Here is a 26,176-nt window from a genome sequence, read left to right as displayed (position 1 = left end):
TGCCCAGATCAATCGCCGCTCTGATAAACTTCGCCATGGACGGCTCCCCTCTTTGTGGCGCTCCGGCGACCACGTTTTGGCACTTGATGCCGTTCAGGTGGGGCCGTCCACAACATCATTGCGAGCGCAGCGAAGCAATCCAGAATCTTTCGGCGGTGACGGTCTGGATTGCTTCGCTGCGCTCGCAATGACGGAGGAGAGAGCAGTAACAAAACACAAGGAAACGCCATGATCGAATTCTTCTTCGACTGTTCCAGCCCCTGGACCTATCTCGCCTTCCACAACATCCAGCCGCTGGCCGGGGAGTGTGGTGCCGAAATCATCTGGCGGCCGATCCTGGTCGGCGGCATCTTCAACACGGTCAATCCGAGCGTCTATGCGCAGCGCGAGACGCCGGTGCCGCTGAAGGCGCGCTACATGAAGAAGGATCTTCAGGACTGGGCGCGCTCCGCCGGGCTGTCGATCAAGATGCCGCCGACGGTGTTTCCCGTGAACAGCGTGAAGGCGATGCGCGGCTGCATCTGGCTTGGTCGGGACATGGTGCCGTTTGCGACGGCCGTGTTCGAGACCTATTGGGGCGCCGACAAGGACATCTCGCAGGATGCCGTGCTCGCCGAGATATGCAAGAAGGTCGGCATCGACGAGCAAAAATTCTTCGCCGGCATCGCGGAACAAGGCATCAAGGATCAGCTCAAGGCCAACACCGAGGGGGTCGTTGCGCGCGGCGGCTTCGGCTCACCGACGATCTTCGTCAACAAGACCGACATGTACTTCGGCAACGACCGGCTGCCCCTGATCCGCGAGGCGCTGCTGCGCAGCAAGGCGAGCGCGGCCTGATGGTGCGCGCTGTCGTCTGCCGCGCGCTCGGTGCGCCGGAAACCTTGCGGCTGGAAGAGTTTCCGTCGCGCGCCCTCAAACCGGGCGAGGTCCGCGTCGCAATCCGCGCCGCCGGGTTGAACTTTCCCGACGTGCTGATGGCCGCGGGTGAATATCAGCTCAAGCCCGAGCTGCCGTTCACGCCCGGCATGGAAGCCGCCGGCGATGTCACCGAGGTGGGCGCGGAGGCGAGGGGTGTTGCGGTCGGTGACAAGGTCATCGTGAAGATGCGCCATGGCGCTTTCACCGATGAGGCCGTGGTGATGCCGTCGCAGCTGACGCCGATGCCATCGACATTCGATTACGCGGAGGCCGCGACCTATCTCGCCGGCCATGGCACCGCCTATCATGCGCTGATCGATCGCGGCCGGGTCGAGCCGGGCGAGGTGCTGCTGGTTCATGGTGCGGGCGGCGGCGTCGGTCTTGCCGCCGTCGAGCTCGGCAAGATGCTGGGCGCCACCGTGATCGCGACCGCCTCCAGTAACGAGAAGCTCGCGATCGCGAAGTCGCGCGGCGCCGACCATCTCGTGCGCTACGACCGCGAGCCGTTTCGCGACGCCGTCAAGCGCATCACCGACGGCCGCGGCGCCGACGTCGTGTTCGATCCGGTCGGCGGGCAGGTGTTCGAAGACTCGATGCGCTGCATCGCCTGGGGCGCGCGCCTCCTGGTGATCGGTTTCACCGGTGGCATCGGCTCGGCCAAGACCAATCTGCTGCTGATCAAGGGCGCGAGCGTGCTCGGCGTGCGCGCGGGCGAGGCGGTGCGGAAAAATCCGGCGCTCGGCGAAGTCCGGCTGAAGGCGCTGCTGCAATGGGCGGAGGAGGGCAAGCTCCGCCCCAACGTCTCGCATCGCCTGCCGCTGGAGGATTATGCGAAGGCGATGCGGCTGTTGCTCGACCGCAAGGCGATCGGGCGCGTGGCGCTGGTGACGGAGTGATGCTGCCGTAGGGTGGGTTAGCCCCGCAGATAAGCGAAGCGCATCTGCTCGGCGTAACCCACCATGCTTCCGCGTTCGCTGAACGAAGTTGGTGGGTTACGCCCAGCGACCGCGCTTTGCGCAGTCGCAAGGCTAACCCACCCTACGAAGCTATTTATATTCCCGCTCCGTCCACCACGGGAAATAGTCCGGCATATCCGTCGACACCTTGTTCTTGAACTGCGCCGGGCGCTTCTCCAGGAACGACACCACGCCTTCCTTGACGTCGTCCGAGCGGCCGCGGGTGTAGATGCCGCGGCTGTCGACCTTGTGGGCTTCCATGGGATCGTCGGCCCCCATCATGCGCCACATCATCTGGCGGATCAGCGCGACCGAGACCGGCGCGGTCTTCGCCGCGAACTCCTTGGCGAGCGCGCGGGCGGTCGGAAGCAGATCATCGGGGGCTACGACCTTGCTGACGAGACGCCCCGCAAGCGCTTCCTGCGCCGGGAAGACGCGGCCGGAATAACACCATTCCAGCGCCTGCGAGATGCCGACGATGCGCGGCAGGAACCAGCTCGATGCCGCCTCCGGCACGATGCCGCGCTGGGAGAACACGAAGCCGAAGCGCGCGGCATCCGAGGCAATGCGGATGTCCATCGCAAGCTGCATGGTGACGCCGATGCCGACCGCGGGGCCGTTCACCGCGGCGATGACGGGCTTGAGGCATTTGAAGATGCGCAAGGTCACCTGGCCGCCGCCGTCGCGCACCTGCGGATCGCTGTAATCGACCTTGCCGTCGGCGAAACGCTTCACCGGCCCGCGCCGCGCGTCGCGGTCGAAGGTGTCGGCGCCCGACGACAGATCCGCGCCTGCGCAAAAGCCGCGGCCGGCGCCGGTGACGATGATGGCGCGGACGTTGTCGTCCTTGTCGGCGGCGTCGAACGCGTCGATCAGCTCTGCTTGCATCTGCGCGTTGAAGGCGTTGAGCTTGTCGGGCCGGTTCAGCGTGATGGTGAGGATCTGCTCGGCGACCTCGTACTTGATCGTCTCATACGCCATGGTGGTTTCCTTCCCTCGTATTCTTGATTCAATTCTGTCATTGCCGGGCTTGACCCGGCAATCCATCCTCTCGAAGAGGATGGATGCGCGGGTTCGGCCCGCGCTTGTGCTGAGACGCTAGTGTGCCGGCGGCTTCGGCCAGGGCTTCTGTGCCCCCCGCAGGCCCTCGAACGCCTTGGCCATGCCGAGCACGCCGATGTCGTCGAAGCGGCGGCCGACGATCTGCACGCCGATGGGAAAGCCATTGGCGTCGAAACCGCCGTTGAGCGAGACCGCAGGGTTCTCCGACATATTCCACGGCACGGTATAGCAGATGTGCTCGAACGGCCTCATGGGATCGTTGGTGGGGGAGGCCCATTCCGCCGGATAGTTCACGTTCGGTGCGGTAGGCGAGATCACATAGTCGAGCTCGCAGAACAGCTTTGACGCCGCCGCGCGGATCGCCATGGTCTGGTTGAATCCGCGGATGACGTCGACACCTGAAAGCTTCGCGCCGGACTCGCCCCATGTGAAGATGTAGGGCAGCACCTTGGCCTGTTCGGCTGGCGTCAGTTTTGACAGATCGTCCCACATCCGCGCGCGCCAGAAATTATCGAGGCCATCGAGCATCTCGCGCGTCAGGATGCCGCCGACCTCCGTGACGACGGCGCCAGCAGATTCGAACGCCTTGGCGGCTTTCACGGCAACGTCGCGGACGGACCTTTCTGCCGGCAGGCCGACGCCGGCATCAAGCATCAACCCGATGCGCAGTTTGCGCGGAGACTTTTCCAGTCCCTTCCAGTTGAGCGGCTCGGCGGGCAGGCTCATGCCGTCGCGCCGGTCGGGCTTTGCGATCACGCTCATCATCAGCGCACAATCGTCCACCGTGCGGGTCATGGGACCTGCGACGCGGCCGACATAGGTGGGATCGATCGGAACGCGGCCGAAGCTCGGCTTCAGGCCGACGAGGCCGCACCAGCCCGCGGGCAGGCGGACCGAGCCGCCGATATCGGTGCCGAGATGCAGAGGGCCATAGCCGGCGGCCGCAGCAGCGCCGGCGCCCGCGCTGGAGCCGCCGGGGTTCTTGGAGAGATCCCAGGGGTTGCGCGCGAGCGCATGGAAAGAGGAGAGCCCCGAGGACAGCATTCCGTAATCGGGCATGGTGGTCTTTGCGAAGATCACCGCGCCGGCCTCACGCAGGCGCGCGGCGGGCGGTGCATCCTTTTCGGCGGGCACCAGCTTGACGCTGGCCGCGCCCAGCGGCACCGGCACGCCCTTGGTCGCGATGTTGTCCTTCACCGTCACGGGTACGCCGTCGAGCGCGCCGGACGGTTCGCCGCCGGTCCAGCGCGCGGTCGAGGCCTTTGCGGCCTCGCGCGCACTGTCGGGATCGAACGCATAAAGCGCCTTGAGATGTGGCTCCCACGCCGCGACGTGCGCGAGCACGTCCTCCAGCACCTCGCTCGGCGAGAACTGCTTGGCGCGATAGCCCGCGATCAGGTCGACCGCGGAGAGATCGTGCAGCGAGGTGACCGCCTCTTCGACGCTCTTTTTATGCATTGCTAGCCCACCGGCATGCGCGTTTCGATGATCCGGGCGAACATGCTGGCGCCGATCGGCAGGATCTTGTCGTCGAGCACAAAGCCGGGATTGTGCACGGGCACCGAGCCGTCATGGCCGACCCAGAAATAGGCGCCGGGAATGGTCTGCAGCATGTCGGCGAAATCCTCGCTGCCCATCTTCGGCTGGGTGCGGGTGATCACGTTGGCGGGGTTGACGATCGTGCGCGCGACCTCCTCGACCACCTTGGACTGCTCGACCTGGTTGACCAGCACGCCGAAGGTGTCGCGGATGTCGGCTTCGATCGTGCACTGATACGCGGCGGCAATGCCGGAGCAGATCGTGCGGATGCGTTCGGCGATCAGGGCGCGGACTTCGTTCGAGAAGGTGCGGATGGTGCCGCAGAGATGCGCTTCGCCGGGGATGACGTTGTAGGCGGAACCGGCGTGAATCTGCGTGATCGAGATGACGGCGGCCTGCAGCGGCTCGACGTTGCGGCTGACGATGGTCTGGATCGCCTGCGCCAGCGTGGTTGCGATGATCACCGCGTCCTTGGAACGCTCGGGCATCGCGCCATGCGCGCCATAACCGGTGATGCGAAGGTCGAAGAAGTCGGCGCTGGCCATCGCGGGGCCCGGCAGGATCGCGATCTCGCCGTGGTTGAGATCGGGCGCGTTGTGCAGGCCGTAGAGCTCGTCGCACGGAAACTTCTCGAACAGCCCGTCCTTGATCATCGCGCGGGCGCCGCCGAGGCCTTCCTCGGCCGGCTGGAAGATCAGGTGCACGGTGCCGTCGAAGTTTTTGGTCTCGGCCAGGTAACGCGCGGTGCCGAGCAGCATGGTGGTGTGGCCGTCATGACCGCAGCCGTGGAAGCGGCCCGGGATTTTCGAACTCCATTTCAGATTGGTGTTCTCTTCCATCGGCAGCGCGTCCATGTCGGCGCGCAGGCCGATGCGCTTGCCGCCCGAGCCTTTGCCCTTGATGACACCGATCACGCCGGTGCCGCCGAGCCCGCGATGCACCTCGATGCCCCAGCTCTTCAGCTTGTCGGCGACGATGCCAGAGGTACGCACTTCCTCGAAGCCGATCTCGGGATGGGCGTGGAGGTCGCGCCTGATAGCAGTGAGTTCGTCGGCGTAGCCGTCGATGCGGTCGATCGTGGGCATGTGTCCTGTCCGGTTAGCGTGAGGTGGGCGTGAAAGCGGGGCCGTTCGGCTTGATGCGGATGCCCGGACGCAGGCGCGTCCAGGGTAGCGAAGCGGTGTCGGCCGGCATCGCGCCGGGCGCGGCGCAGATCATCAGCTTTTCCGCGATCGGCTCGAAATCGGCGCGGAAGTGTACCGAGCTCTTGTTGACCAGGATCTTCTGCGCGGTCGGCTCGATGCCGACATAACGGTACATCGCCTGGTCGGCGAGCTGCGCCTTGTGCGAGGAGACGACGACGCGGACGTCGCCGATGCGCAAGGCTGCGGAGGGACCCATCTCCATCTCGCGGCCGCCATAGTAGGGACCGGGCGCGATGAAGCGGCCGTCGGAAAGCTTTTCGACGACGAAGGTCTCGCGATAGGGCTCATCGCCGGGAATGCCGGACTTGCCGCCGAGCGAGAGCGTCACGGTGGCGCCAACGCCGGCTGCATGCGCGGCCTTGGCCGATTCCGGATCGTAGATCACGCCGGTCGCGGCGCTCGCCTTGTTGCGCACCAGTGCGCGCAGCATGCCCGTGGTATCGGAATCGCCGCCGGCGCCGGGATTGTCCTGGGTGTCGGCGATGATGATCGGCTTGCTCGCGCTCTTCGAAAGTTCCATGGCGTGGCGCACGCCGTCGTCGGGCGACCAGATCTTGCCGTCGAAATCGTCCTCGTGGCTTTCGATCAGTTTCACGATCGCATCCGCGGCGCGGTCGGCGTCCGCTTGCGTCTTGCCATAGGCGAACACGCTCGGCCCGCAATCGCGGAAATCGGCGGCGGGGAAGCCGGGCGCGAAGGACAGCGTGGGAACCGCATCGCTCTCGAGCGCGGCGAGCTTGTCGTAGATGCCCTTGGTTGGCTGGTCGTTGGTGCACTGCCAGCTGATCGGGATCAGGAACGGCAATTGGCGGAACGCTTTTGCGAAGCGCTGCTTGGTCTTCAGCAGCAGCGCGAGATGTCGCGCGCAGGCGCGGCCGGTCTCGGCCATGTCGACATGCGGATAGGTGCGGTAGGCGATCAGCGCATCCGCATGCTCGATCATCTCGCTTGTCACGTTGGCGTGCAGATCGAGGCTGGTGACCAGCGGAACATCCTTGCCGATGACGCGGCGCACGCGCGCCAGAATCTCGCCTTCGCCATCGTCGAGATGCTCGGTGACCATCGCGCCGTGCAAATCGAGATAGACCGCGTCGAGCGGGCCGGCGGCTTGGATGCCGTCGACCATCACCTTCACGATACGCTCGAAGGCGTCTTTCGTAACGTGTGCTGAGGGGCTCGCTCCGCAGGCGATCGTCGGAATGAGTTCCCAGCCATTGGCCTCGGCGCTGTCGGCGAAACCGGCAAGGCCGACATTGATGCGGCGCATCACCTTCTGCACGTCGGGGCCTTGCGTCATCGCCGGCCAGCCACCGCCATGCTGGAAGTCCGCAAATGTCGCCTTGGTCGGAGCGAAGGTGTTGGTCTCGTGCAGGAAGCCGCCGACGGCGATACGTGTCATTCAATTCAGTCCGGTCAATCAAGAGTGCGCGACGTTAGCCTCGGCCCTGCGGCGAGGGCAAGGAGGGAAGCAATTCGAAAGCGCATGGGATCAAGCTGTTTTGGGAATGCTGCGGATGCGGTGTTCGTTGTGAGCGTAGCAACGCACCACACCCTCGGTGTCGTCCTGGCTTTCGCCAGGACGACACCGGAGAACGCATCACGCGCTTGCCCCCACGCCCTCCGACACTGGCCGGAAGTTCGCAAAGTCCCAGTCACGCCCCGGTGCGGCTTCCAGCAGCGCCTTGGTGTAGGCCTCCTTCGGATGCGTCAGCACCTCGGCGGCGGGGCCCTGTTCGACGACGCGGCCGTGCTGCATCACCACCACTTCGTCGCAGATCTGGGCGGCGACGCGCAGGTCGTGGGTGATGAACAGGATGGCGATGCCGAGCCGCTTCTGGATCTCGTCGAAGAGTTCCAGCACCTGCGCCTGCACCGAAACGTCGAGTGCGGAGACGGCTTCGTCGGCGACCAGCACGTCCGGATCGAGCGCGAGCGCGCGAGCGATCGCGATGCGCTGGCGCTGGCCGCCGGAGAACTGGTGCGGATAGCGCGACACCGCGTCGGCCGGCAGGCCGACGAGCTCGAGCAGCTCGCGCGCGCGCTTGATCGCGTCAGCATGCGGGACGCCGTAATTGATCGGGCCCTCGGCGATGCTCTCGCCGACGGTGACGCGCGGGTTGAGCGAGCGGTAGGGATCCTGGAACACGATCTGGATCTTCTGCCGGTGCGGCTGCAGCAGCCGCCGCGAGATGTCGGCGATCTCGCGGCCGGCGAGACGCACTCCGCCGGAGGTCGGGTCGATCAGGCGGACGATGCAGCGGGCCACGGTCGACTTGCCGGAGCCGCTTTCGCCGACGATGCCGAGGGTGCGGCCCTTGCGCAGCGTCAGCGTGACCTTGTCGGCCGCGACGACCTCGCGGCCTTTGCCGAAGAATGCGCGCTCCTTGTAGACCTTGCTGAGGTCGTTGGCCTCGAGCGCCACGGGCTCGCGGCTCTCCTCGCGCGGTGGCCGCGGCACCAGGCTCGGCACCGAGGAGAGGAGATTGCGGGTGTATTCCATGGTCGGATTGCGCAGCACGGTCTCGAGCGGGCCGGTCTCGACCAGGCGGCCCTGCCGCATCACCGCGACGCGGTCGGCGATCTCGGCCACCACGCCCATGTCGTGGGTGATGAACAGCACGGCGGTGCCGTGATCGCGCTGGAGGTCGCGGATCAGCGTCAGGATCTGCTTCTGCGTGGTGACGTCGAGCGCGGTGGTCGGCTCGTCCGCAATGAGCAGCTTGGGCTCGAGCACCAGTGCCATCGCGATCATGATGCGCTGGCGCTGGCCGCCGGAGAGGCGGTGCGGGTAGGAGGCGAAGATGCGCTCGACCTGGGGCAGGCGGACCTGCTCCATCATGTCGAGGATGCGCTTCTTCCGCGCTCTCGCATCGAGCTTGGTATGCGCGCGCAGCACCTCGTCGATCTGGCGGCCGACCGGCACCACCGGATTGAGCGCGGTCATCGGCTCCTGGAAGATCATCGCCATCCGCGTGGCCCGCAGCTGTCGCAAGCGGCGGTCGGTCGCGGTGAGGATCTCTTCGCCGACCAATTTGACGCTGCCGGCGGTGGGAACCAGCGTGCCCTTCGGCAGCAGGCCCATCGTGGTGAGCGAGGTCACCGATTTGCCCGAGCCGCTTTCGCCGACGAGGCACAGCGTCTCGCGCTCGCGCACCTGGATCGAGATGCCGTCGATGATCTTCGGCCCGCCCGGCTTCTTGCCGACGGAGACGACGAGGTTGTTGATGTCGAGAACGGTGTTGGTCATCACTTGATCGGTCATCACTTGCCTTCCCGCTGCTTCATGCGGGGATCGAGGGCGTCGCGGGCGGCGTCGCCGATCAGGTTGATGCTGAGGATGGCGATCGAGAGCAGCAGGCCCGGCCAGAAGATCAGCGACGGCTTGATCTGGAAGTACTGGCGACCCTCGGCCATGATGTTGCCCCAGGTCGGCGTCTCCGGCGAGATGCCGGCGCCGAGGAAGGAGAGGATGGCCTCGGTGAGGATCGCGGAGGCGCAGACATAGGTGCCCTGGACGATCAGCGGTGCGATCGTGTTCGGCATCAGGTGCCGCCACATGATCTTCGGCAAGGACGAGCCGACCGAGATCGCGGCCTCGACGTAAGGCTCCTCGCGCGCCGACAGCACGACCGATCGTACCAGGCGCGCCACGCGCGGAATCTCGGGGATGGTGATCGCGATCAGCACGGTCCAGAGGCTGGCGCCGGAGAGCGACACCACGGCGATCGCGAGCAGGATGCTCGGCATCGCCATCAGGCCGTCCATGACCCGCATCAGAACGGAATCGACCAGCTTGAAGAAGCCGGAGACGAGGCCGATCGCGAGGCCGATGACGATCGACAGGATTGCCGAGCCGATGCCGATCAGCAGCGAGATCCGGCCGCCATAGATCACGCGCGACAGCAGGTCGCGTCCATAGGCGTCGGTGCCGAGCAGGAATTGCGCGGACGAGGGTTTGAGCCGCTGCGACGGCGCAAGCTGGATCGGATCATGCGGCGCGATCAGCGGCGCGAGGATCGAGATCACCACGATCAGCGCGAGCAAGACCGTTGCCGTGGCGATGATCGGCGTCGAGGTCAGGAATCCGAGACGTGGCCGCAGCGGCGACGTGATCGGGATGGACGACTGGGGAAGGGTATCGACCGACATTTTTGTTCTTGTCCTTGCCTCAGTACCGGATCCGGGGATCGAGCAGGGTGTAGGCGACGTCGATCAGAAGATTGACGACGACGTAGATCAGCGACGTCAGCAGGATCATCGCCTGGATCACCGGATAGTCGCGCGCCAGCACCGCATCCACGGTGAGGCGGCCGATGCCGGGGATGTTGAACACGCTCTCGGTGACGACGACGCCTGAAATCAGAAGCGCAAAGCCGGTGCCGATCACGGTGATGACGGGCACCGCGGCGTTGCGCAGCGCATGGCGCATCATCACGGCGACCTCGTTGATGCCTTTTGCGCGCGCGGTACGGACATAGTCCTCGCCGAGCACGTCGAGCATCGCCGCGCGCGTCATGCGCGCGATCAGCGCGATGTAGATGAAGGACAGCGCACAGGTCGGCAGGATCATGCGCTCGAAGAACGCTCCGAAGCCGGCGCTGATGCTCTTGAAGCCCTGCACCGGCACCCAGCGCAAATCGATCGCGAAAACCTCGATCAGGACGTAGCCGACCACGAACACCGGCACCGAGAAGCCGAGCACCGAGAGACCCATCACGAAGCGGTCGATCCAGGTGCCGTGCTTCCAGGCCGCGATCACCCCTAAGGGGACGGCGACGATGACGGCGAGGATGATGGTCGACAGCGCAATCGAGATCGACGGCTCGACGCGCTGGCCGATCATCTTCATGACCGGCAGGTTGGAGATCAGCGAGGTCCCGAGATCGCCGTGCAGCAGCTTGTTCACCCAGGTGATGAACTGCACGATCAGGGGCTCGTTGAGGCCGAGCGAAGCGCGGATGCGCTCCAGCCGTTCCGGCGTCGCGTTGTCGCCGGCGAGAATCGCGGCGGGATCGCCGGGGGTGAGGCGGAGCAGGAGGAAGACGAATAGCGCGACGACGCCCATCACGGGCACGGCGGCGAAGATTCGGCGAAGGAGATATCCGAGCAAGTTGGATCCGTCAGATTAGAGTCAAATCGGCAGCAGCGGTCATGGCCTGTTCTGCCACCAGCCTAACATTTCAGCAATTCCCGTGCCATCAGGGCCACAGGTTTTGCAGTGCGGCCAGTCGTTTTGGGACCCTCTTCATCGAAGGCCAATCCAATCACTCCAGCGTCGCCAGCAGCCCCGCCATCAGGCGGCCGCGTTCGACGAGGCTCTCGACCTCGATATACTCTTCGAGCGTGTGGCCGTTGGCTCCGCGCACGCCCAGGCCGTCGAGCGTCGGGATGCCCATGGCGCCGGTAAAGTTGCCGTCGGAGCCGCCGCCGGAGCTCGCATGCGGCAGCTCGGCGCCGAGCAATTTGGCGATGCCGCGCGCCTTTTCGTACAGCGCCATGGTGCCGGCATCGGGTTCCCACACCGGCCGGGTGACGCCACGCGTCACCTTGAACGTGACATCATTGGTTGTGCCCGACAGGGCCAGCATCCTCTCGACGCCGCGATCGAGATCGGCCTGGCGCTTGGCCATCGACAGCGCTTCGCCGGTCGCGGTCGTGGCAACGCAATTGACCCATTGTCCGCCATGCACGACGCCGACCGAGAAGGTGCAGTCCTCCGTCGTCATCGCGTCGATGGCGAGGATCTGCCGGGCCATTTCGCGGATCGCCGAGCGTCCCGCCGACAATGTTGCGCCGGCGTGGCTCGGCCGTCCCGTGGCCTCGAGATTGAAGCGCGCAATGGCGTAGCGTCCGGTGGTGACGCCGTTGTCGGGGCGGCCGGGCTCGGGCACCAGCACGTATTTGTTGCGCGCGGCCTCTGCCTCAATGATGTCGCGCGTCGAGGGCGTTCCGACTTCCTCGTCGGGCGTGAACAGCACCGTGATCGGGAGCGGCGTGGTGAAGGAGGCGCGTGCCAGCTGCCGGATCGCTTCCAGCGAGAGATAGTTGCCGCCCTTCATGTCGTAGATGCCGGGGCCGTAGCACCTGCTGCCCTCGCGTCGCCATTTCAGCTTCTCGATCGTGCCGACCGGATGCACGGTATCCATGTGTCCCGCGATCAGGATGCCCGGCTCGCCCTGCTTCGGATGCGGAAAGCGCGCGCGGATCACGCCGCCGAAGCCTTGCCGGCCGCCGATGCGTTCGATCGTCGCACCCATGATCGCCATATCCCGCGCTGCGATATCGAGCATGCGGTTCACGGCACTCGCGTCCCAGGTCGGGCTCTCGCATTCGACCCAGCCGCGCAGGCCTTCAAGCATCGCCTCGGAATCGAAGGGAAGATTGGCTGGATTCATCTCAATGTCTCTCAAGCTTCGAAAGATGGAACGCGCATTGCATTGGCGCTGGACAGGACAAGCGGAGAGCGTTGTAGAGCCAAACCGATCCTTGTGGAGCCCGTGCGCACGCCGCGAGGGGCTGCAGCGAAACCGGATTGACGCGCTCGGCACTGTCTGCAAGTCTCGAAAAGACAAAGGCATTGCATGAGGTTAGTTCGCCCAAAGAACGAACCGGATGCTCAATCAATAACCTGCCTTTGAACAGTTTCACGTCAGGAGAAACTTTTTATGTTCCACTTCATGCGCCGGGGGCCTCGCGCGTTCGCCTCCAAACTTGCGCTGTCGGTCGTCGCGCTTTCGACCGCACTGGCCTCGCCAGTGCTTGCAGCCGGCAAGACCATCACCGCGGTGATGCATTCCGATCTGCGCATCATCGACCCGATCTTCACCACGGCCTACATCACGCGTGACCACGGCTACATGGTCTACGACACGCTGGTGGCCACCGATTCGAACTTCAAGATCCAGCCGCAGATGGCGGACTGGAAGATCTCCGACGACAAGCTGACCTACACCTTCACGCTGCGCGACGGCCTGAAGTGGCATGACGGTGCGCCGGTGACGGCGGAAGACTGCGTCGCCTCGCTCAAGCGTTGGGCCGCGGTCGACGGCATGGGCCAGAAGCTCATGGATTTCACCGCGAGCATCGAGGCGACCGACGCCAAGACCATCACGCTGAAGCTGAAGGAGCCCTACGGCCTCGTGCTCGACTCCATCGGCAAGCCGTCCTCGCGCGTCGCCTTCATGATGCCGAAGCGCCTCGCCGAGACGCCGCCGGACAAGCAGATCCCCGAGCAGATCGGTTCGGGCCCCTTCAAGTTCGTGCAGTCGGAATTCCAGCCCGGCGTGAAGGCGATCTACGTCAAGAACACCGATTACGTGCCGCGCAAGGAGCCGTCGAGCTGGACCTCCGGCGGCAAGGTGGTGAAGGTCGACCGCGTCGAGTGGATCACGATGCCGGACTCGCAGACCGCGGTGAACGCGCTGCAGTCGGGTGACATCGACTTCATGGAAAACCTGCCCTACGACATGCTGCCGGTGCTGGAAGCGAACAAGGAGCTCACGATCGAGGTCTCCAACAAGTTCGGTTTCCAGACGCTCGGCCGCATGAACTTCCTCTATCCGCCGTTCGACAATGTGAAGGTGCGCCGTGCTGCCTTGCTGGCGATGAACCAGAAGGACGTTCTCGACGCGCTCGTCGGCAACGCCAAGTACCAGAAGATCTGCGGCGCGTTCTTCGTGTGCGATACGCCGCTCGCGACTGACGTCGGCGCCGAAACCCTGGTGAAGGGCAACGGCATGGCGGAAGCCAAGAAGGCGCTCGCCGAGTCCGGTTATGACGGCACCCCGGTCGTGGTGATGGCGCCCGGCGACGTCACGACGCTCAAGGCGCAGCCGATCGTGGCCGCCCAGCTGCTGCGCGAGGCCGGCTTCAAGGTCGACCTGCAGGCGACCGACTGGCAGACGGTGGTGAGCCGCCGCGCCAGCCAGAAGCCGCCGAAGGAGGGCGGCTGGAACATGTTCTTCACCAACTGGGTCGCGGCCGACGTCTCCAACCCGATCGCGAATCTCTCGATCGGCGGCCAGGGCAAGAAGGGCTGGTTCGGCTGGGCGGAAGACGCCAAGATCGAGCAGCTCAAGGATGCCTTCGTCCGCGCCCCCTCGACCGACGAGCAGAAGAAGATCGCAGCCGACATCCAGAAGGAAGCCTATGAGCAAGTGATCTACATCCCGCTCGGGCAGTACCTCCTGCCGAGCGGCTGGCGCAAATCGCTGACCGGCGTGCTCGACGGCCCGGCAACGCCGCTGTTCTGGAACGTCGACAAGTCGGAATAGGCAGTAAGTCGGAATAGGCAGTCGCCTGCGTGTGAAAAACAAACGGCGCCGCGGGTCTCCGCGGCGCCGTTTTCCATGAAGCGATAGCTGTTCGATCCGTTCTAGCAGTGGCTGTCGCGCACCTGCTCGAGCCCTTCACTCGCGAAGGGCAGGCTGCTGTCCTGCCGCTCCTCGGAAGACCGTTCCTGTGGGGTGGGTCGCTCGACCTCCCATGCGGGCTGATCCGGTCTGTTGTCTCGTTCCATCTCGGCATCCTCTCGATTGCTGCAGGACAACATGGAGGCCGCCGGGAAGTTCCTCACGAGATGGGACGATGATGCGGCTTGAACAGCCGTCCCTTCTCCACCACCAGCACGATCGCAAGCGCGGCGAGCGTCGACAGGAAGAAGCCGACCGAGAACGGCAGCAATGTGCCGTCGAAGCTCTGCCCGATCGCCATGCCGACCACTATACCGATCAGCGTCGTGATCGAGCCGTAGAGCGAGGAGGCGGTGCCGGCGATGTGGCCCTGCGGCTCCATGGCGAGCGCGGTGAAGTTGGCGACCATCATGCCGAACGAGAACATCATCAGGGCGGAGAGCACCATGAACAAGGAGAGCGGCAGCACGCCGAGAATTTCCGTCAGCAGCATCACGGCGGCGACAACGGTGTAGAGCGTCAGCGCGCCGTGCGAGATCACGCGCATGCCGAGCCGGCCGACCAGCTGCGAATTGAGGAAGCCTGCGACGGCCGTGCCGGCCGCGATCGCGGCGAAGGCGAGCGGAAAGTAATGGCCGAGGTGATAGACGCCGGTGAACACTTGCTGGGCCGAGAAGACATAGGCAAACAGCGCGCCGATGACGCTGCCGGCGGCGGTGGCGTAGCCGATGGTCTGGCGATTGGTCACGGTCTGCCGGAACGCCGAGAGCACGTCGGCGGGCGCCAGCGACCTGCGTTCCGATTCGGGAAGGGTTTCCGGCAGCCGCAGTACGCACCATGCGAGCGCGAGCAGGCCGTACAGCATCAGCACGACGAAGATGCCGCGCCACGCCGTCACCAGCAACACCGCCTGCCCGAACGAGGGCGCGATCACCGGCACCGCGATGAACACCATCATGGCCAGCGACATCACGCTCGCCATGCGGCGGCCGACATAGCAATCGCGTACGATCGAGGTCGCGATCACGCGCGTTGCCGAGGTGCCGAGCCCTTGCAGCGCGCGCGCCAAGAGCAGCGTCTCGAACGAGGGCGCGGCGACCGCCAGCACGCTCGCGACCGCATAGACCGCCATGCCGCCGAGCAGCACCGGGCGGCGGCCGAAGCGGTCCGACAGGGGACCCATGACGAACTGGCCCGCGCCGAAGCCGATCAGGAAGGTCGACAGCACCAGCTGAAGATGGTTGGCGACGGGAATCTTGAAGGCCGCCCCGATATTGGGCAGCGCCGGCAGCATCATGTCCATCGCAAGCGGATTCAGCGCCATGATGGACGCGATCACGATAACGAATTCGGGAAAACCCATGGGCCGGTGTCCCGAGGACACCCAATCGTCGGCATTGACGTCGGACAAGAAGCGCACCTCTGAAATTCAGAAGCCTTATCTATCCCCGATGTTGCGTTGCACAACCCTTGTTTCGGGATGGCTGTCAGGCGGAGCAGAGTGCTGGAAAGGCCTCGACGCATGCGAAGCCGAAATCATGGCAGCCCGCCTGCATCGTGGCCGACCCGCCAAGGGCGGCTCTGCCCCCGTCTCGACCCTTGACGTGGATCGGCTCAATGTGACCCCCGTCTTGACTCTATGTTCACTATTTGTTCTTATGCTGCTCGTCCAGCCAGGGAGCGAGCCATGGACAATCGTATCAACGAAATCCGTAAGATCATCAGGGCGTTACGTGTGAGCATGCGTGAGGCTGAGGCCATCATGCATGAGCAGATCAATCGCGACGAGGACTGCACCTTTGTCGCCGGGGAGATCCTCAAGATGCGTAACGTCATGAGCGGCCTGGCTCAGGAGCGGATTGCCTTGGGCGATACCGATCCGATCGTCGTGGCCAGCCTCTTTATTCCCCACCGCTTGCCAGCTCATCGAGCGGCCCGCCCGTTCAAACGTCAGCTTGTTCCTCCTGGTTCAGGACGTCGGCAACTCGCGAGATAGCCAGATGTCATGGATAACCTCCGGCGGTTTCCGGCGCCGTGGGTGATGGAGGAAGAAGAGGAGTGCTTCCGCGTGAGAGACGCGAACGGCTTCTCGATCTGCTGCGTCGTCCACCGACAAGACCTGCATGGGTGGGGCTACCAACACGCTGGCAACTACCTCTCGCGCGATGAGGCACGGCGGATAGCGAAAGCGATCTCAAGGTTGCCCGAATTGCTCAAGCGTCCGCAGCATTGAGGGCGAACACCATTAAGTTCGCTTTTGCCAGGTGCAGTCTTCGCGTGTTCAATCCGGCGCGTCAGCCTTTTGCTTTCGGCCCTTAATGACGTTGCCGACGATTTCCGGGCCGCGAGCCCGGCGAAGAGGGAAAGCGCCACGGCGCCTTCCCAATCAAGGACAATCGTAGAGACATCACCTACATAGAGGATCCGCAGCAGCACCTTCGATTTCACGACGACATACAAGAAGAAGCCAACAATGCCGCCCGCGAGAACTTGCACGCTGGCGATGAATGTCGCTTCGGCGGGCGGTATGGCCCGCAGATCCGAGAGGTTGAAAGCTATCCGCAAGTAGGCGCCGAGTGCTCCCGCCAGGAACGTGCAGAGGATAGTGCGGCCATCCAGCACGAGCTGCTCGGCATTGCTGTTCCAGACGCCCAAGTGCGCTGTCGCCCAGAACGCAAACCGGTAAAACCCAAAGAAGATGGCGCCCGGCAACGCCATCAGGAGAAGTGGCGTCCAGAGCAGAAATCGCATCTCGGTGGCGGTGAACGATCGATCAGCAGGAGGCACGGTGCTCAGGGATTTTCCGGCATTGACGCAACCTGAGATTACAACCCTCGTGAGTGGCTGTCATTCGCAGACTCCGGCTGCAACGTCGGCTTTTTCGCAAAGGGCAGCATCATGAAGTCCAGGCCAAGATCGCTTGCATCCGAAACTGCTGCTTTACGCCGTAAGAAACGGTGATGAGGAAGTCGCCGCTAGCTACGGTGATAGTGCACCTAACTGAGCCGGACGCGGTCACCCTAACGCTATGGGACATGCTCGGATACATCGACGAGGTATGACGGCCGACACCGTAGCCCGGCATCCTGCTGCGCTCGTCCGCCCGCCTCGGGCCGTCTCAAGATGGTGCGGGCAGCCGGGATCGAACCGGCACAGCGCTTGCGCACCGAGGGATTTTAAGTCCCTTGCGTCTACCAATTCCGCCATGCCCGCTTGATCCAACGAGATCAAACACTTAAGTCCACCTCTGGCCGTCTGGAATTGGTGCTTTGCGGGCCGGAGGGGCGTTCTTCCTTAAGCGAGCCGGGCCCACAAGGCAAAGCCTCAATCCGGACATCTGTTGCTGCTTTAGGCATTCTCAATCCACGGGGACTATTCATCCGGCATGGTTGCTTTGATTCAATATCGCCTGCGCGCTTGCTGCGGGGCCGTCGGGCTGCTCGCGGCCGGCCTTGCACTGTCCGGCTGCGCCGGCGTGAGCGAGACGATCGCCCCGGCCTTTGCCGACCCCGCCAAATATGAATTGTGGGACTGCAAGCAACTCGAGGCCGAGCGCAAGGCGCACGCCAACCGCACCGCGGATTTGCAGAGACTGATGGACAAGGCGCAGACCGGCGCCGGCGGCGCCGTGGTGTCCGAGCTTGCCTATCGCAACGAATATATCTCGGTGCGCGGGCAGGCGCAGATGACCGAAGACGCCTGGCGTCGCAACAAGTGCCGGGAAACGCCGCCCGACGCCAAGCCGACGGCCTCCGCCCCGCAGCCGCCGGTGATCAAGCCCGCCCCAACGAGATCCGGCAGCGCCGCGCGCTGAGCCGGCACGCTTGCATCAGCCTCAGGGCCGCCAGCCGTAGATCCAGTCCTGCCGCGCCAGCATGCGCTCCGGGCCGAGCGCGCGGATCGCAAGATCGCGCGCGATCGCGAGCGGCCCGCTGAAATGATAGATGCGACCCTGCTGCCGCGCGGTCCGCTGCACCCGCCGCACGCGCGCCTCGCGCGCACGGCCGTATTGCTTCAGCGCGGCCGTGATGCCCGCAGTCCCCTCGGTGGTCTCAAAGCTCAGATGCTGCGCCAGCACGGCAGCATCCTCGATCGCCATGCCGGCGCCCTGGGCTGCGAACGGCAGCATCGCATGCACGGCATCGCCGAGCAGCGCGACCGGACCCTTGCTCCAGGGACAGCCGTCGGGCACGCCGAACAGCGCCCATTTCCGCCAGCTGTCGACCGTGGCGAGCATCATGCGGGCCGAGGCCGGCCAGCGCGGCGCGGCGAAGGCGTCCATCACCTCCAGCGGATCGCCGGGCGTGCTCCAGCCCGGCCTGTTCCAGGTGCCCGGCAGCACCGCGACCACGTTGATCTGGCGTCCGCCCGCGATCGGATAGGCGACGAGATGGGCGTTCGGGCCCATCCACAGCTGGACCCGGCGCGCCGTGTAGTCCTTCGGCAGTTGCGTGGCATCCAGCGTGCCGCGCCAGGCGATCAGCCCGGAGAAGCGCGGCTGCACCTCGGGAAACAGATGCTGGCGGACCGTCGACCAGATGCCGTCGGCGCCGATCAGCGCGCTCGCCAGATCGCTGCGGCGGATCGTGCCGCTGCGGTGGACCACCGTCAGCCCCTTGGCGTGCGGCGCGACGTCTTCGAAGGTCGCGCCGAGTTTCAGGTCGATGTCAGGATGATCGGCGACTGCACCGGCGAGCGCGGATTGCAGGTCGGCGCGGTGCACCACCCAATAGGGGGCGCCGGCGCGCGCGGAGGCGGCTTCTCCCAGCGGCATGCGCAAAAGTTCGCCGCCGGCCCGCGCGCTCATGATCGAGACTGCTTCCGGGGTGACGGCGCGCTGCTTGAGGCGCTCAGTGAGGCCAAGATCGACCAGCACGCGGCTGGCATTGGGGGAGAGCTGCAGGCCGGCGCCGACTTCCTCGAGCCGCTCGGCCTTTTCCAGCACGACGATGCGGAAGCCGCGGGCCGCGAGCGCCAGTGCGGCCGTCAATCCACCGATGCCGGCACCGGCGATGACAATCGTTCGGGAGAGCGCCACCCCTGACCGATGGAAGCGGTCAGGCCACCTTGTCCTTCAGGACGCATTCCGGCGGACGGGCTTCGCCCGCCTTCAGGTCGGCCGCGAAGCGGTACAGCGTCGAGCAGTAGGGGCAGATGATCTCGTTGTCGTTGCCGAGGTCGAGGAAGACGTGCGGATGATCGAACGGAGGATTAGCGCCCACGCACATGAACTCTTGCGAGCCGATCTCGATGACGGGGACACCGGCATCGTTGTGGAAGTGCGGGACGACATGGTCGGACATCGTAGTTCATCCTGGAGTGGCAATGGCGACAGACACAATCAAAAACTGACGCGGCATCTTTAAGGCGCCGCGGACCATACTGGTGGGTGTAGATGATTGCTAGTCCAGCGGAACCGAAAGGCTCGCAATTGCCCCATGCTCATTTGCTCATGCAAATTCGACACAATCTTGCGGCCTGAGAAAAGCCCTTCTTTCGTCGGGGACGTTGTGTCGCAATTTTGGCATACTATGTCTGCGGGCGAGCGTAATTGCGGCGAAAGACGAATCACTAGACGTCAATGATCTCAGGACCGTCCAGGCCTTCCACATGAAGTGGCTGCGAATCAGCACAGCGTTGACCGGTATCGCGGCCTGCAGCTTCATGCTCGCACAGGTAGCGCCGCACGCCCGTGAGGCCGGCGCGCTCCTCGCCGCCCAGGACGATCCGGCCGCGCTCTCCGAGCTGAAGCTTGATGCGCTGCTGCGGCAGAACGACCGCCTGGTTCAGGACAACATCGAGGCCGCTCTCGTAGCGGGCGACGCCGATCTGGCCGACAGCTTCGTCGCGCTGGCGCGCGACCGCAACATCGCGCTCCCCGACGACCTGCTGAACCGTGTCAGCGACGCGGTCAAGGAGGAGAGTTCCACGCCGCATTTCGCAAAGCGCTTCGCCACGGGCCTCGTCACCGGCAACGCCGACGATGTCGCGAGCCTGTCCGGAACCGTGGCCGGCGATCTCTTCGTGATCGGCGACATCAGAGATGTCGTCCGCGAGGGCAAGCACCTCGCCATGGGCGAGGATACCGACCGTCTCGTGCTGGGCCTTGCGGCCGCCGGCCTTGCGGTGACGGCGGCAACCTACGTCTCCGTCGGTGGCGCAGCGCCGGTGCGTGCCGGACTGACGCTGGTGAAGGATGCACGGAAAGTCGGGCGGCTCGGCGGGGGGCTCGCGGCATGGGCCGGCCGGTCTGCGCGCGAGGTCGTCGATACGCCGATGCTTCAGAACGCAGTCGCCAAGGGTTCGGTGCTTCGTCCGGGGGAGACCGTCAGCGCGATCAAGGCGGCATTCCGCGCCGAGAAGGCCGGCGCGCTGGTCCGGCTCGGCAAGGACGTCACGCGCGTCGCCGAAAAGACCGGCACGCGCGGCGCCATGGACAGCTTGCGCATCGCCGAAGGCCCGAAGGACGTTGCCCGCGCGGCCCGGCTGGCGGAAGCACAGGGCGGCAAGACGCGTGCGATCATGAAGCTGCTCGGCCGCGGCGCGCTGCTGCTCATCGGGGGCATGTTCGATCTCGCGCTCTGGCTGCTCAGTGCGGCACTGACGTTGTTCGGTCTGCTGTCCTCCATCAAGGCGGCCACCGAACGGCTCACCCAGGCCTGGTGCGATCGCAGACGGGCGCGGCGCCTTCGCCGTGCCCAGATCGTCGCCGAAGCTGCTCTGGCGAACACGGCCGTCACGGCCTGAAGCGCGATCGTCATCGCGCCTCAGATTATTCTTTGAGCATGATCTCCGCGCAAACGCGGTTCCGCGTTTGTCGCGCTGAAAAAACCGCTGCACACTTCCGGATCGTGCTCTAAGATCACTCCATTCCCCTCAAGACCTGTGGAACTGATGATGCCGAGCTTTCACAACGGCGCCGTTGAAATTGCCTATCTCGACGAAGGGGAGGGCGATCCGATCATCCTGGTGCACGGCTTTGCCTCCAGCAAGAACGTGAACTGGGTCTATCCGACCTGGGTCTCGGAACTGCGCAAGAACGGCCGCCGCGTCATTGCGCTCGACAATCGCGGCCACGGCGACAGCGCAAAGCTCTACGAGGCGGCGCAGTACTCGATCCCGACCATGGCCGGCGACGTGCTGGCGCTGATGGACCATCTCGCGATCCCGCAGGCCGACATCATGGGCTATTCGATGGGCGGGCGAATGACGGCCTGGCTCGGCCTCAACGAGCCGCAGCGCCTGCGTTCGGCGATCCTCGGCGGCATCGGCATCGGCGGCCTGATCGAGGGCACCGGGCCCGGCGAGAACGTCGCGAAGGCGCTGGAAGCGCCAGGGCTCGACGACGTCACCGATCCCGTGGGCCGCACGTTTCGCGCGTTCGCCGATCAGACCCGTTCGGACCGCAAGGCGCTCGCCGCCTGCCTGCGCGGCACGCGCGACCTCATGACGGAGGACGAGGCTGCGCGCATCGACGTGCCCGTGCTGATCGCGGTCGGCTCGACCGACGACGTTGCCGGCTCGGCCAGCGCGCTCGGCGCCATCATTCCCGGCTCGGAAGTGCTCGACATTCCGAACCGCGACCACATGCGCGCGGTCGGCGACAAGGTCTACAAGACCGGCGTGCTCGAATTCCTGTCACGCCGCGGCTGAGGTCTCGTCGTCCCCAAACCGGCGCGACAGCGCCGTCAGCACCACGAAGGTCGCGACCCATACCATCCGCGCGCCGTAGCGGTCGTGCGGACCGGAGATGACGGCGCAGATGAAGGCGTTGCCAAGCAGCGCCAGCGTGACGGTCGCCGCCAGCAGCGTCAGATCGTCGAGCTGGCGCTGTGCCAGCGCACGCGCGAGCAGCACGACCAGGGCCAGCATCGAGGCCAGCGCGACGGGGACGTGCAGCCAGTTGACGTAGCTGAAATCAAGGGCCCAGTGCTGCTGCCGCGCCGCGCGCATCGGCGCGACCTGCGCCGGGATGTAGCGCTCGATGATGCCGTAGGTGTGCGGGATCCAGCCGTTGGCGCCTTCGCCGGTCGCGACATGCAGCAATTGCTGGCCCATCGCCCGCAGCGCCGCGCCGGCCTGCCAGGCCGGATAATCGGCGAGCGAATGCACGACGATATATCCCATCTCCTCGTTCATGCCGTCGAAGCGGCCGAGCGTGTTGAACATGCTCTTGCCCCAGAGGAACTCGTCGGCGGTCGCCGGCAATGCGTCGCGATAGGGACAGAGCTTGAATTTTTCGCGCGGGCAATGATCGCTAAGATAGCGCGCGACGATGCCGTCCTGCATCATGCGGCCGAAGGCGACGCCGTAGCCGCCGGGCGTCCAGGCCCATTTGCCCGACAGCGCATGGTTCGCCGACACCAGCATCAGGCCACCGACGACGATGGTGAGGCTCGCCCGCGCCAATCCGGCCAGCGGAAGGCGATCCCCAAGGAACGGCCGCGCCATCCAGCCGGCGACGCAGAGCCCGAGCAGCACGCCGAGCGTGGCGCTGTGGGTCGCGGCGGCAAAGGCGGTGAAGACGAACAGCGATGTCTTTTCGAGCGCCGAGGTGCGGCTCGCGCCGACGACCAGCAGGAACAGCGACAGCACCGACAGGCCCGCGAAGATGTCGGTGAGCAGCATGCTCGCCAGCCAGGGCAGGGCGGTCGACAGGATCAGGCAGAGGCTGATCGCGACGAAGCGATACGTCTGCATCAGGCCGAGCACGCGCAGGCTGAGCTGCAACAGCCACAGTGTCGCCAGCGACTGGACCGCGAGGTTGATCCAGAAACCGGAACTCTCGCCAAAGTGCAGATAGAGGCCGAACACGGTGGAGCGGCTGGGGACGAGATAGCCCTCGTACCAGCGCGCCAGATAGCCGCCGGTATCCCATTGCAACAGCGGATAGCCGTTCCAGAACGCCGGCGCGATCATCAGCAGGGGCAGGGCCACAGCGGCGAGCCGCAGCCAGAAGGTATCCGCCGCGCGCGCGCGCAATTGATCGGTGGTGATGCTCAAAGCCGTTTTGCCCTCGCTCGGACCATGCCCGCAATAACGGTCGGGAGAGAATTCACCAATAGTTTGACGCCGCCCGGCTTGAATTTGGCGAGACTCTGACCATTTTGAGCCGACCTTGTCGCCTGGGGGCGTCAGAAGAAAGTCTTGTGTTTCAACGCGTTGGCATGCTTTCGCGGGGCAAGGGGCTGTTCACTCTCAGGCAAGCCCGTCAGGACTTTGTCGCCTAGACTATGCTATAGAGCCGCCAAACGAGCCAATTCGAAAGAGCAGATCCCATGGCAGTGCATCAGGTCAATCCGGGAGGAAAGCTCGCATCGCTCGATCCGATCTGGGACCGGATCCGGGGCGAAGCGGAGGACATCGTCCATCGCGAGCCCGAGCTTGCGACCTTCATCTATTCGACGGTGCTGCATCACAGCCGCCTGGAAGATTCGGTGATCCATCGTGTCGCCGACCGGCTCGATCACTCCGCGATGTCCGGCGATCTCGTGCGCCAGACCTATGACGAGGCGCTGCGCGACGATCCCGATCTCGGCAACGCCTTCCGCGCCGATCTCGTCGCCGTCTACGACCGCGATCCCGCGACCTCGCGCTTCATCGATCCCTTGCTCTACTTCAAGGGCTTCCACGCGATCCAGACCCATCGCCTGGCGCACTGGCTCTTCCTGAAGGGCCGCAAGGACTTCGCGTACTATCTCCAGAGCCGCGCCTCTGCGGTGTTCCAGACCGACATCAATCCAAACGCGCGCATCGGCCGCGGCATCTTCCTCGACCATGCCACCGGCTTCGTCTGCGGTGAGACGGCCGTGATCGAGGACGACGTCTCGATCCTGCACGGCGTCACGCTCGGCGGCACCGGCAAGGAGAACGAGGACCGCCATCCGAAGATCCGCCACGGCGTCCTGATTGGTGCCGGCGCCAAGATCCTCGGCAACATCGAGATCGGCCATTGCGCGCGCATTGCCGCCGGCTCGGTCGTGGTGAAGCCCGTGCCGCACAACGTCACGGTCGCGGGCGTGCCCGCCAAGATCGTCGGCGAAGCCGGCTGTGCCGAGCCGTCGCGCACGATGGACCAGATGATCAACGCGATGGGACTTTGAACTCGTGAGTTAAGGGCCGGATTCTCCGGCCCTTTTCGTCCCCAAATTCTTTGGCAATTCATGCTGGCGGTTCGTCGCGTCTCGTCCTAAAACCCGCCGACCAATTTTGATCGGAGACTTGCCGTGGACGTCAAAGAAGTCAGAAAGCTGGACGCGTATCTGAAGCGCGTATTCGGCAACCCCAAGATTCGCGTCGTGCCGCGGCCGAAGAAGGATGATTCCGCCGAGGTCTATATCGGCGAGGAATTCATCGGCGTGCTCTTCGTCGACGACGAGGACGATGATCGCTCGTTCCAGTTCCAGATGGCGATCCTCGAGGACGATCTCGTCGATCAGGAATAGTCCGGCGGGAATCTTCCGGACTCACGCATCCATCGCGGCGAGCATGTCGGGGATCGTGACGAATTTCTCGCGGGGTTTGCCGAGCGCGGCTCCCCTGCGCTTCTCGGCCGCGTCGATCGCGGTCCAATCCGGATAGCTCACGATGCGGGCGACGCGGCCGGCGAGGCGCGCGAGCATCGCGTCGGGACTGTCCGGGCGCGGCCGCCGGCTGGCAATGTCAGCCAGCACGGCTTCCGCGGTGGCTATGCCGCAACCGCGATTGGTGCCGATCGTGCCATTCGGTCCGCGCTTGCTCCACCCGCAGACATAAAGGCCCTCGATCGCGGAGGGACCGATCGCGACGCGTCCGTCGATGTTCGCGTGCACGCCGCGATGCGCGTCATAGGGCACCCCGGCCACGGGCGCGGTTTTCCGGCCGACGCTGCGAAAGGCGAGGCCGCATGCGATGTCCTCGCGCGCGCCCGATCCATTCTTGAACGAGATCGTCTCGACGCGGCTTCGTCCTGTGATCGCGGTGGGCGACAGACCGAACCGAAAGACACAGCGCCGCGGCTTCGTCGCGGCCGCTTGCGAGAACGCGCGCAGCAGCGACAGCTTCTCGGCCAGCTCCGGCTCGTCACGATGTGGCGGCTCGAATTCATCAGGCGCGACGTCGCGGCTCTCGACCAGCGTGTCGCATGAATTCAGTTCGAGAAAATCGCGCAATTCCTTCGCGGTGAACTTGGCCTGCGCGGGGCCGCCGCGGCCGACGATGTGGATTTCGCGGATCCGGCTCTCTGCCAGGACATCGAGCGCATGACGGGCAATGTCGGTCTGGCGCAGCTCGTCCGCCGTCTTGGCGAGGATGCGCGCAACGTCGAGCGCGACGTTGCCATGGCCGATGACGACCGCCGCCTCATGGTCGAGATCGAACCGCAGATCCGCGAATTGCGGATGTCCGTTGTACCACGCGACGAAATCGCCCGCGCTGTGGCTGCCCGGCAGCGCTTCACCGGGGATGTCGAGCCCCCGGCTCAACTCGGCGCCCGTTGCGAGCACGACGGCGTCATAGGCCCCGCGCAGCTCCTCGACCGTGACGTCGTCGCCGACCGTGACGCCGCCGATGAAGCGAAAGCCGGGCGTGGCGGCGATGCGGTCGAAGGCCGCCGTAACCAGCTTGAGCTTCGGATGGTCGGGCGCAACGCCGAACCGCACCAGCCCGTACGGCACGGGAAGCCGTTCGAACATGTCGACGGCCACGGGCGCGCCGGAGCGCAACAGGGCTTCCGCCGTGTAGAAGCCGCTCGGTCCGCTGCCGACGACGGCGACGCGAAGCTCGCTTGCAGCGATTGCGGTCATCGGCCCAGTGCGATCTTGCGTTCGTCCGCGCCCGGCAGCGCCGGCAGGCGGCCGCTGATGACGGGAGTTTCAGCCGCGCGCTTGCGGTTGACGTCGATCCAGAACTTCTTGTCCGCGGCCAGGCGATAGTCCGGCTCGATCGCGCCGACCGGACATGCCGGCGCGCAGCCGCCGCAGTCGATGCAGTTCTCCGGATCGATGTAGGTCATGGTGTCGTCGACGTGGAAACATTCCACGGGACAGACGGTGACGCATTCCGTGTAGCGACAGCCGCGGCAATTGTCGGTGACCACATATGTCAT

At 65.1% G+C, this 26,176-nt stretch carries 24 protein-coding genes, 1 tRNA gene and 1 pseudogene; 10 read left to right on the top strand and 16 right to left on the bottom strand.

All coding sequences use genetic code 11. The annotated features are described in order from the left end of the window. The 3 genes and pseudogenes from RAD15_RS38440 to RAD15_RS38430 form a co-directional block, all read left to right on the top strand. A pseudogene (locus tag RAD15_RS38440) lies at positions 1-232 on the top strand (hypothetical protein); the annotation flags it as partial. Beyond that, complete coding sequence (locus tag RAD15_RS38435) at positions 229-837, top strand: DsbA family protein (protein ID WP_458183911.1); 609 nt, start codon at positions 229-231, stop codon at positions 835-837. The pseudogene RAD15_RS38440 and the gene RAD15_RS38435, both read left to right, overlap by 4 nt. Beyond that, positions 837-1,814 (top strand): NADPH:quinone oxidoreductase family protein, encoded by a 978-nt coding sequence (locus RAD15_RS38430; RefSeq protein ID WP_458183910.1) that lies wholly within the window; start codon positions 837-839, stop codon positions 1,812-1,814. Before RAD15_RS38435 ends, RAD15_RS38430 begins: the two co-directional genes overlap by 1 nt. A gap of 150 nt (positions 1,815-1,964) precedes the next feature. Here the strand turns inward: RAD15_RS38430 and RAD15_RS38425 are convergent, their stop codons facing one another. The 8 genes from RAD15_RS38425 to RAD15_RS38390 form a co-directional block, all read right to left on the bottom strand. Next, positions 1,965-2,855 carry a crotonase/enoyl-CoA hydratase family protein gene (locus RAD15_RS38425; protein WP_458183909.1) on the bottom strand — a complete coding sequence of 297 codons (891 nt, stop codon included), beginning with the start codon at positions 2,853-2,855 and terminating at the stop codon, positions 1,965-1,967. A gap of 117 nt (positions 2,856-2,972) precedes the next feature. Continuing rightward, on the bottom strand, positions 2,973-4,394 hold the full coding sequence (locus tag RAD15_RS38420) for an amidase (RefSeq protein ID WP_458183908.1): 1,422 nt from the start codon (positions 4,392-4,394) through the stop codon (positions 2,973-2,975). 2 nt (positions 4,395-4,396) lie between these two features. After that, positions 4,397-5,560: a M20 aminoacylase family protein gene (locus tag RAD15_RS38415; protein ID WP_458183907.1), complete on the bottom strand. Its 1,164-nt coding sequence runs from the start codon at positions 5,558-5,560 to the stop codon at positions 4,397-4,399. A 13-nt stretch (positions 5,561-5,573) separates the two neighbouring features. After that, complete coding sequence (locus RAD15_RS38410) at positions 5,574-7,079, bottom strand: M81 family metallopeptidase (RefSeq protein WP_458183906.1); 1,506 nt, start codon at positions 7,077-7,079, stop codon at positions 5,574-5,576. A gap of 198 nt (positions 7,080-7,277) precedes the next feature. Then, entirely contained in the window at positions 7,278-8,927 is a 1,650-nt protein-coding gene (locus RAD15_RS38405; RefSeq protein ID WP_458183913.1) for an ABC transporter ATP-binding protein, read from the bottom strand. Between the two features lie 14 nt (positions 8,928-8,941). Beyond that, on the bottom strand, positions 8,942-9,829 hold the full coding sequence (locus RAD15_RS38400) for an ABC transporter permease (RefSeq protein WP_458183905.1): 888 nt from the start codon (positions 9,827-9,829) through the stop codon (positions 8,942-8,944). 19 nt (positions 9,830-9,848) lie between these two features. Then, entirely contained in the window at positions 9,849-10,790 is a 942-nt protein-coding gene (locus RAD15_RS38395; protein ID WP_458183904.1) for an ABC transporter permease, read from the bottom strand. A 154-nt stretch (positions 10,791-10,944) separates the two neighbouring features. Beyond that, the gene (locus RAD15_RS38390) at positions 10,945-12,075 is read right to left on the bottom strand and encodes a M20/M25/M40 family metallo-hydrolase (RefSeq protein ID WP_458183903.1); all 1,131 of its coding nucleotides are present in this window, start codon (positions 12,073-12,075) and stop codon (positions 10,945-10,947) included. Between the two features lie 270 nt (positions 12,076-12,345). Here RAD15_RS38390 and RAD15_RS38385 point away from each other — a divergent pair, with 270 nt between their 5' ends. Beyond that, positions 12,346-13,953, top strand: a complete 1,608-nt coding sequence (locus RAD15_RS38385; RefSeq protein ID WP_458183902.1) for an ABC transporter substrate-binding protein — start codon at positions 12,346-12,348, stop codon at positions 13,951-13,953. Between the two features lie 298 nt (positions 13,954-14,251). Here RAD15_RS38385 and RAD15_RS38380 read toward each other — a convergent pair whose 3' ends face one another. Then, positions 14,252-15,454: a multidrug effflux MFS transporter gene (locus tag RAD15_RS38380; RefSeq protein WP_458183901.1), complete on the bottom strand. Its 1,203-nt coding sequence runs from the start codon at positions 15,452-15,454 to the stop codon at positions 14,252-14,254. A gap of 324 nt (positions 15,455-15,778) precedes the next feature. Between RAD15_RS38380 and RAD15_RS38375 the strand changes: the two genes are divergently transcribed. Further along, positions 15,779-16,087, top strand: coding sequence for a hypothetical protein (locus RAD15_RS38375; RefSeq protein ID WP_458183900.1), 309 nt, complete (start codon positions 15,779-15,781; stop codon positions 16,085-16,087). 155 nt (positions 16,088-16,242) lie between these two features. Here the strand turns inward: RAD15_RS38375 and RAD15_RS38370 are convergent, their stop codons facing one another. Both RAD15_RS38370 and RAD15_RS38365 read right to left on the bottom strand, forming a co-directional pair. Beyond that, the gene (locus RAD15_RS38370) at positions 16,243-16,842 is read right to left on the bottom strand and encodes a hypothetical protein (RefSeq protein ID WP_458183899.1); all 600 of its coding nucleotides are present in this window, start codon (positions 16,840-16,842) and stop codon (positions 16,243-16,245) included. 373 nt (positions 16,843-17,215) lie between these two features. After that, positions 17,216-17,304, bottom strand: a tRNA-Leu gene (locus RAD15_RS38365). A gap of 172 nt (positions 17,305-17,476) precedes the next feature. Here RAD15_RS38365 and RAD15_RS38360 point away from each other — a divergent pair. Further along, the gene (locus tag RAD15_RS38360) at positions 17,477-17,905 is read left to right on the top strand and encodes a twin-arginine translocation pathway signal (RefSeq protein WP_458183898.1); all 429 of its coding nucleotides are present in this window, start codon (positions 17,477-17,479) and stop codon (positions 17,903-17,905) included. Positions 17,906-17,926: 21 nt separating this feature from the next. On the opposite strand, the gene RAD15_RS38355 is transcribed toward RAD15_RS38360, so the two are convergent. Both RAD15_RS38355 and RAD15_RS38350 read right to left on the bottom strand, forming a co-directional pair. Beyond that, positions 17,927-19,129: an FAD-dependent monooxygenase gene (locus RAD15_RS38355; RefSeq protein WP_458183897.1), complete on the bottom strand. Its 1,203-nt coding sequence runs from the start codon at positions 19,127-19,129 to the stop codon at positions 17,927-17,929. A gap of 19 nt (positions 19,130-19,148) precedes the next feature. Then, complete coding sequence (locus tag RAD15_RS38350; protein WP_007602543.1) at positions 19,149-19,394, bottom strand: zinc-finger domain-containing protein; 246 nt, start codon at positions 19,392-19,394, stop codon at positions 19,149-19,151. 307 nt (positions 19,395-19,701) lie between these two features. Here RAD15_RS38350 and RAD15_RS38345 point away from each other — a divergent pair, with 307 nt between their 5' ends. Continuing rightward, a complete protein-coding gene (locus RAD15_RS38345; protein WP_458183896.1) occupies positions 19,702-20,838 on the top strand; it encodes a hypothetical protein in 1,137 nt (378 codons plus the stop codon). 150 nt (positions 20,839-20,988) lie between these two features. Next, entirely contained in the window at positions 20,989-21,744 is a 756-nt protein-coding gene (locus RAD15_RS38340; protein ID WP_458183895.1) for an alpha/beta fold hydrolase, read from the top strand. Here the strand turns inward: RAD15_RS38340 and RAD15_RS38335 are convergent. Next, entirely contained in the window at positions 21,730-23,094 is a 1,365-nt protein-coding gene (locus RAD15_RS38335; protein WP_458183894.1) for a hypothetical protein, read from the bottom strand. The genes RAD15_RS38340 and RAD15_RS38335 overlap by 15 nt on opposite strands. Before the next feature lie 275 nt (positions 23,095-23,369). Between RAD15_RS38335 and cysE the strand changes: the two genes are divergently transcribed. Both cysE and RAD15_RS38325 read left to right on the top strand, forming a co-directional pair. Continuing rightward, positions 23,370-24,194, top strand: coding sequence for a serine O-acetyltransferase (gene cysE / locus RAD15_RS38330; protein WP_458183893.1), 825 nt, complete (start codon positions 23,370-23,372; stop codon positions 24,192-24,194). A gap of 123 nt (positions 24,195-24,317) precedes the next feature. Then, positions 24,318-24,536, top strand: coding sequence for a DUF3126 family protein (locus RAD15_RS38325; RefSeq protein WP_007602550.1), 219 nt, complete (start codon positions 24,318-24,320; stop codon positions 24,534-24,536). Positions 24,537-24,557: 21 nt separating this feature from the next. Here RAD15_RS38325 and RAD15_RS38320 read toward each other — a convergent pair whose 3' ends face one another. Both RAD15_RS38320 and RAD15_RS38315 read right to left on the bottom strand, forming a co-directional pair. Then, on the bottom strand, positions 24,558-25,874 hold the full coding sequence (locus RAD15_RS38320) for an FAD-dependent oxidoreductase (RefSeq protein WP_458183892.1): 1,317 nt from the start codon (positions 25,872-25,874) through the stop codon (positions 24,558-24,560). Beyond that, positions 25,871-26,176, bottom strand: a complete 306-nt coding sequence (locus tag RAD15_RS38315) for a 4Fe-4S dicluster domain-containing protein (protein WP_458183891.1) — start codon at positions 26,174-26,176, stop codon at positions 25,871-25,873. The genes RAD15_RS38320 and RAD15_RS38315 overlap by 4 nt, the downstream gene beginning before the upstream one ends.

Source organism: Bradyrhizobium sp. 14AA, assembly GCF_054185205.1.
The sequence above is the reverse complement of the archived record's forward strand: the minus strand, read 5'-3'. Positions and strand labels throughout refer to the sequence as shown.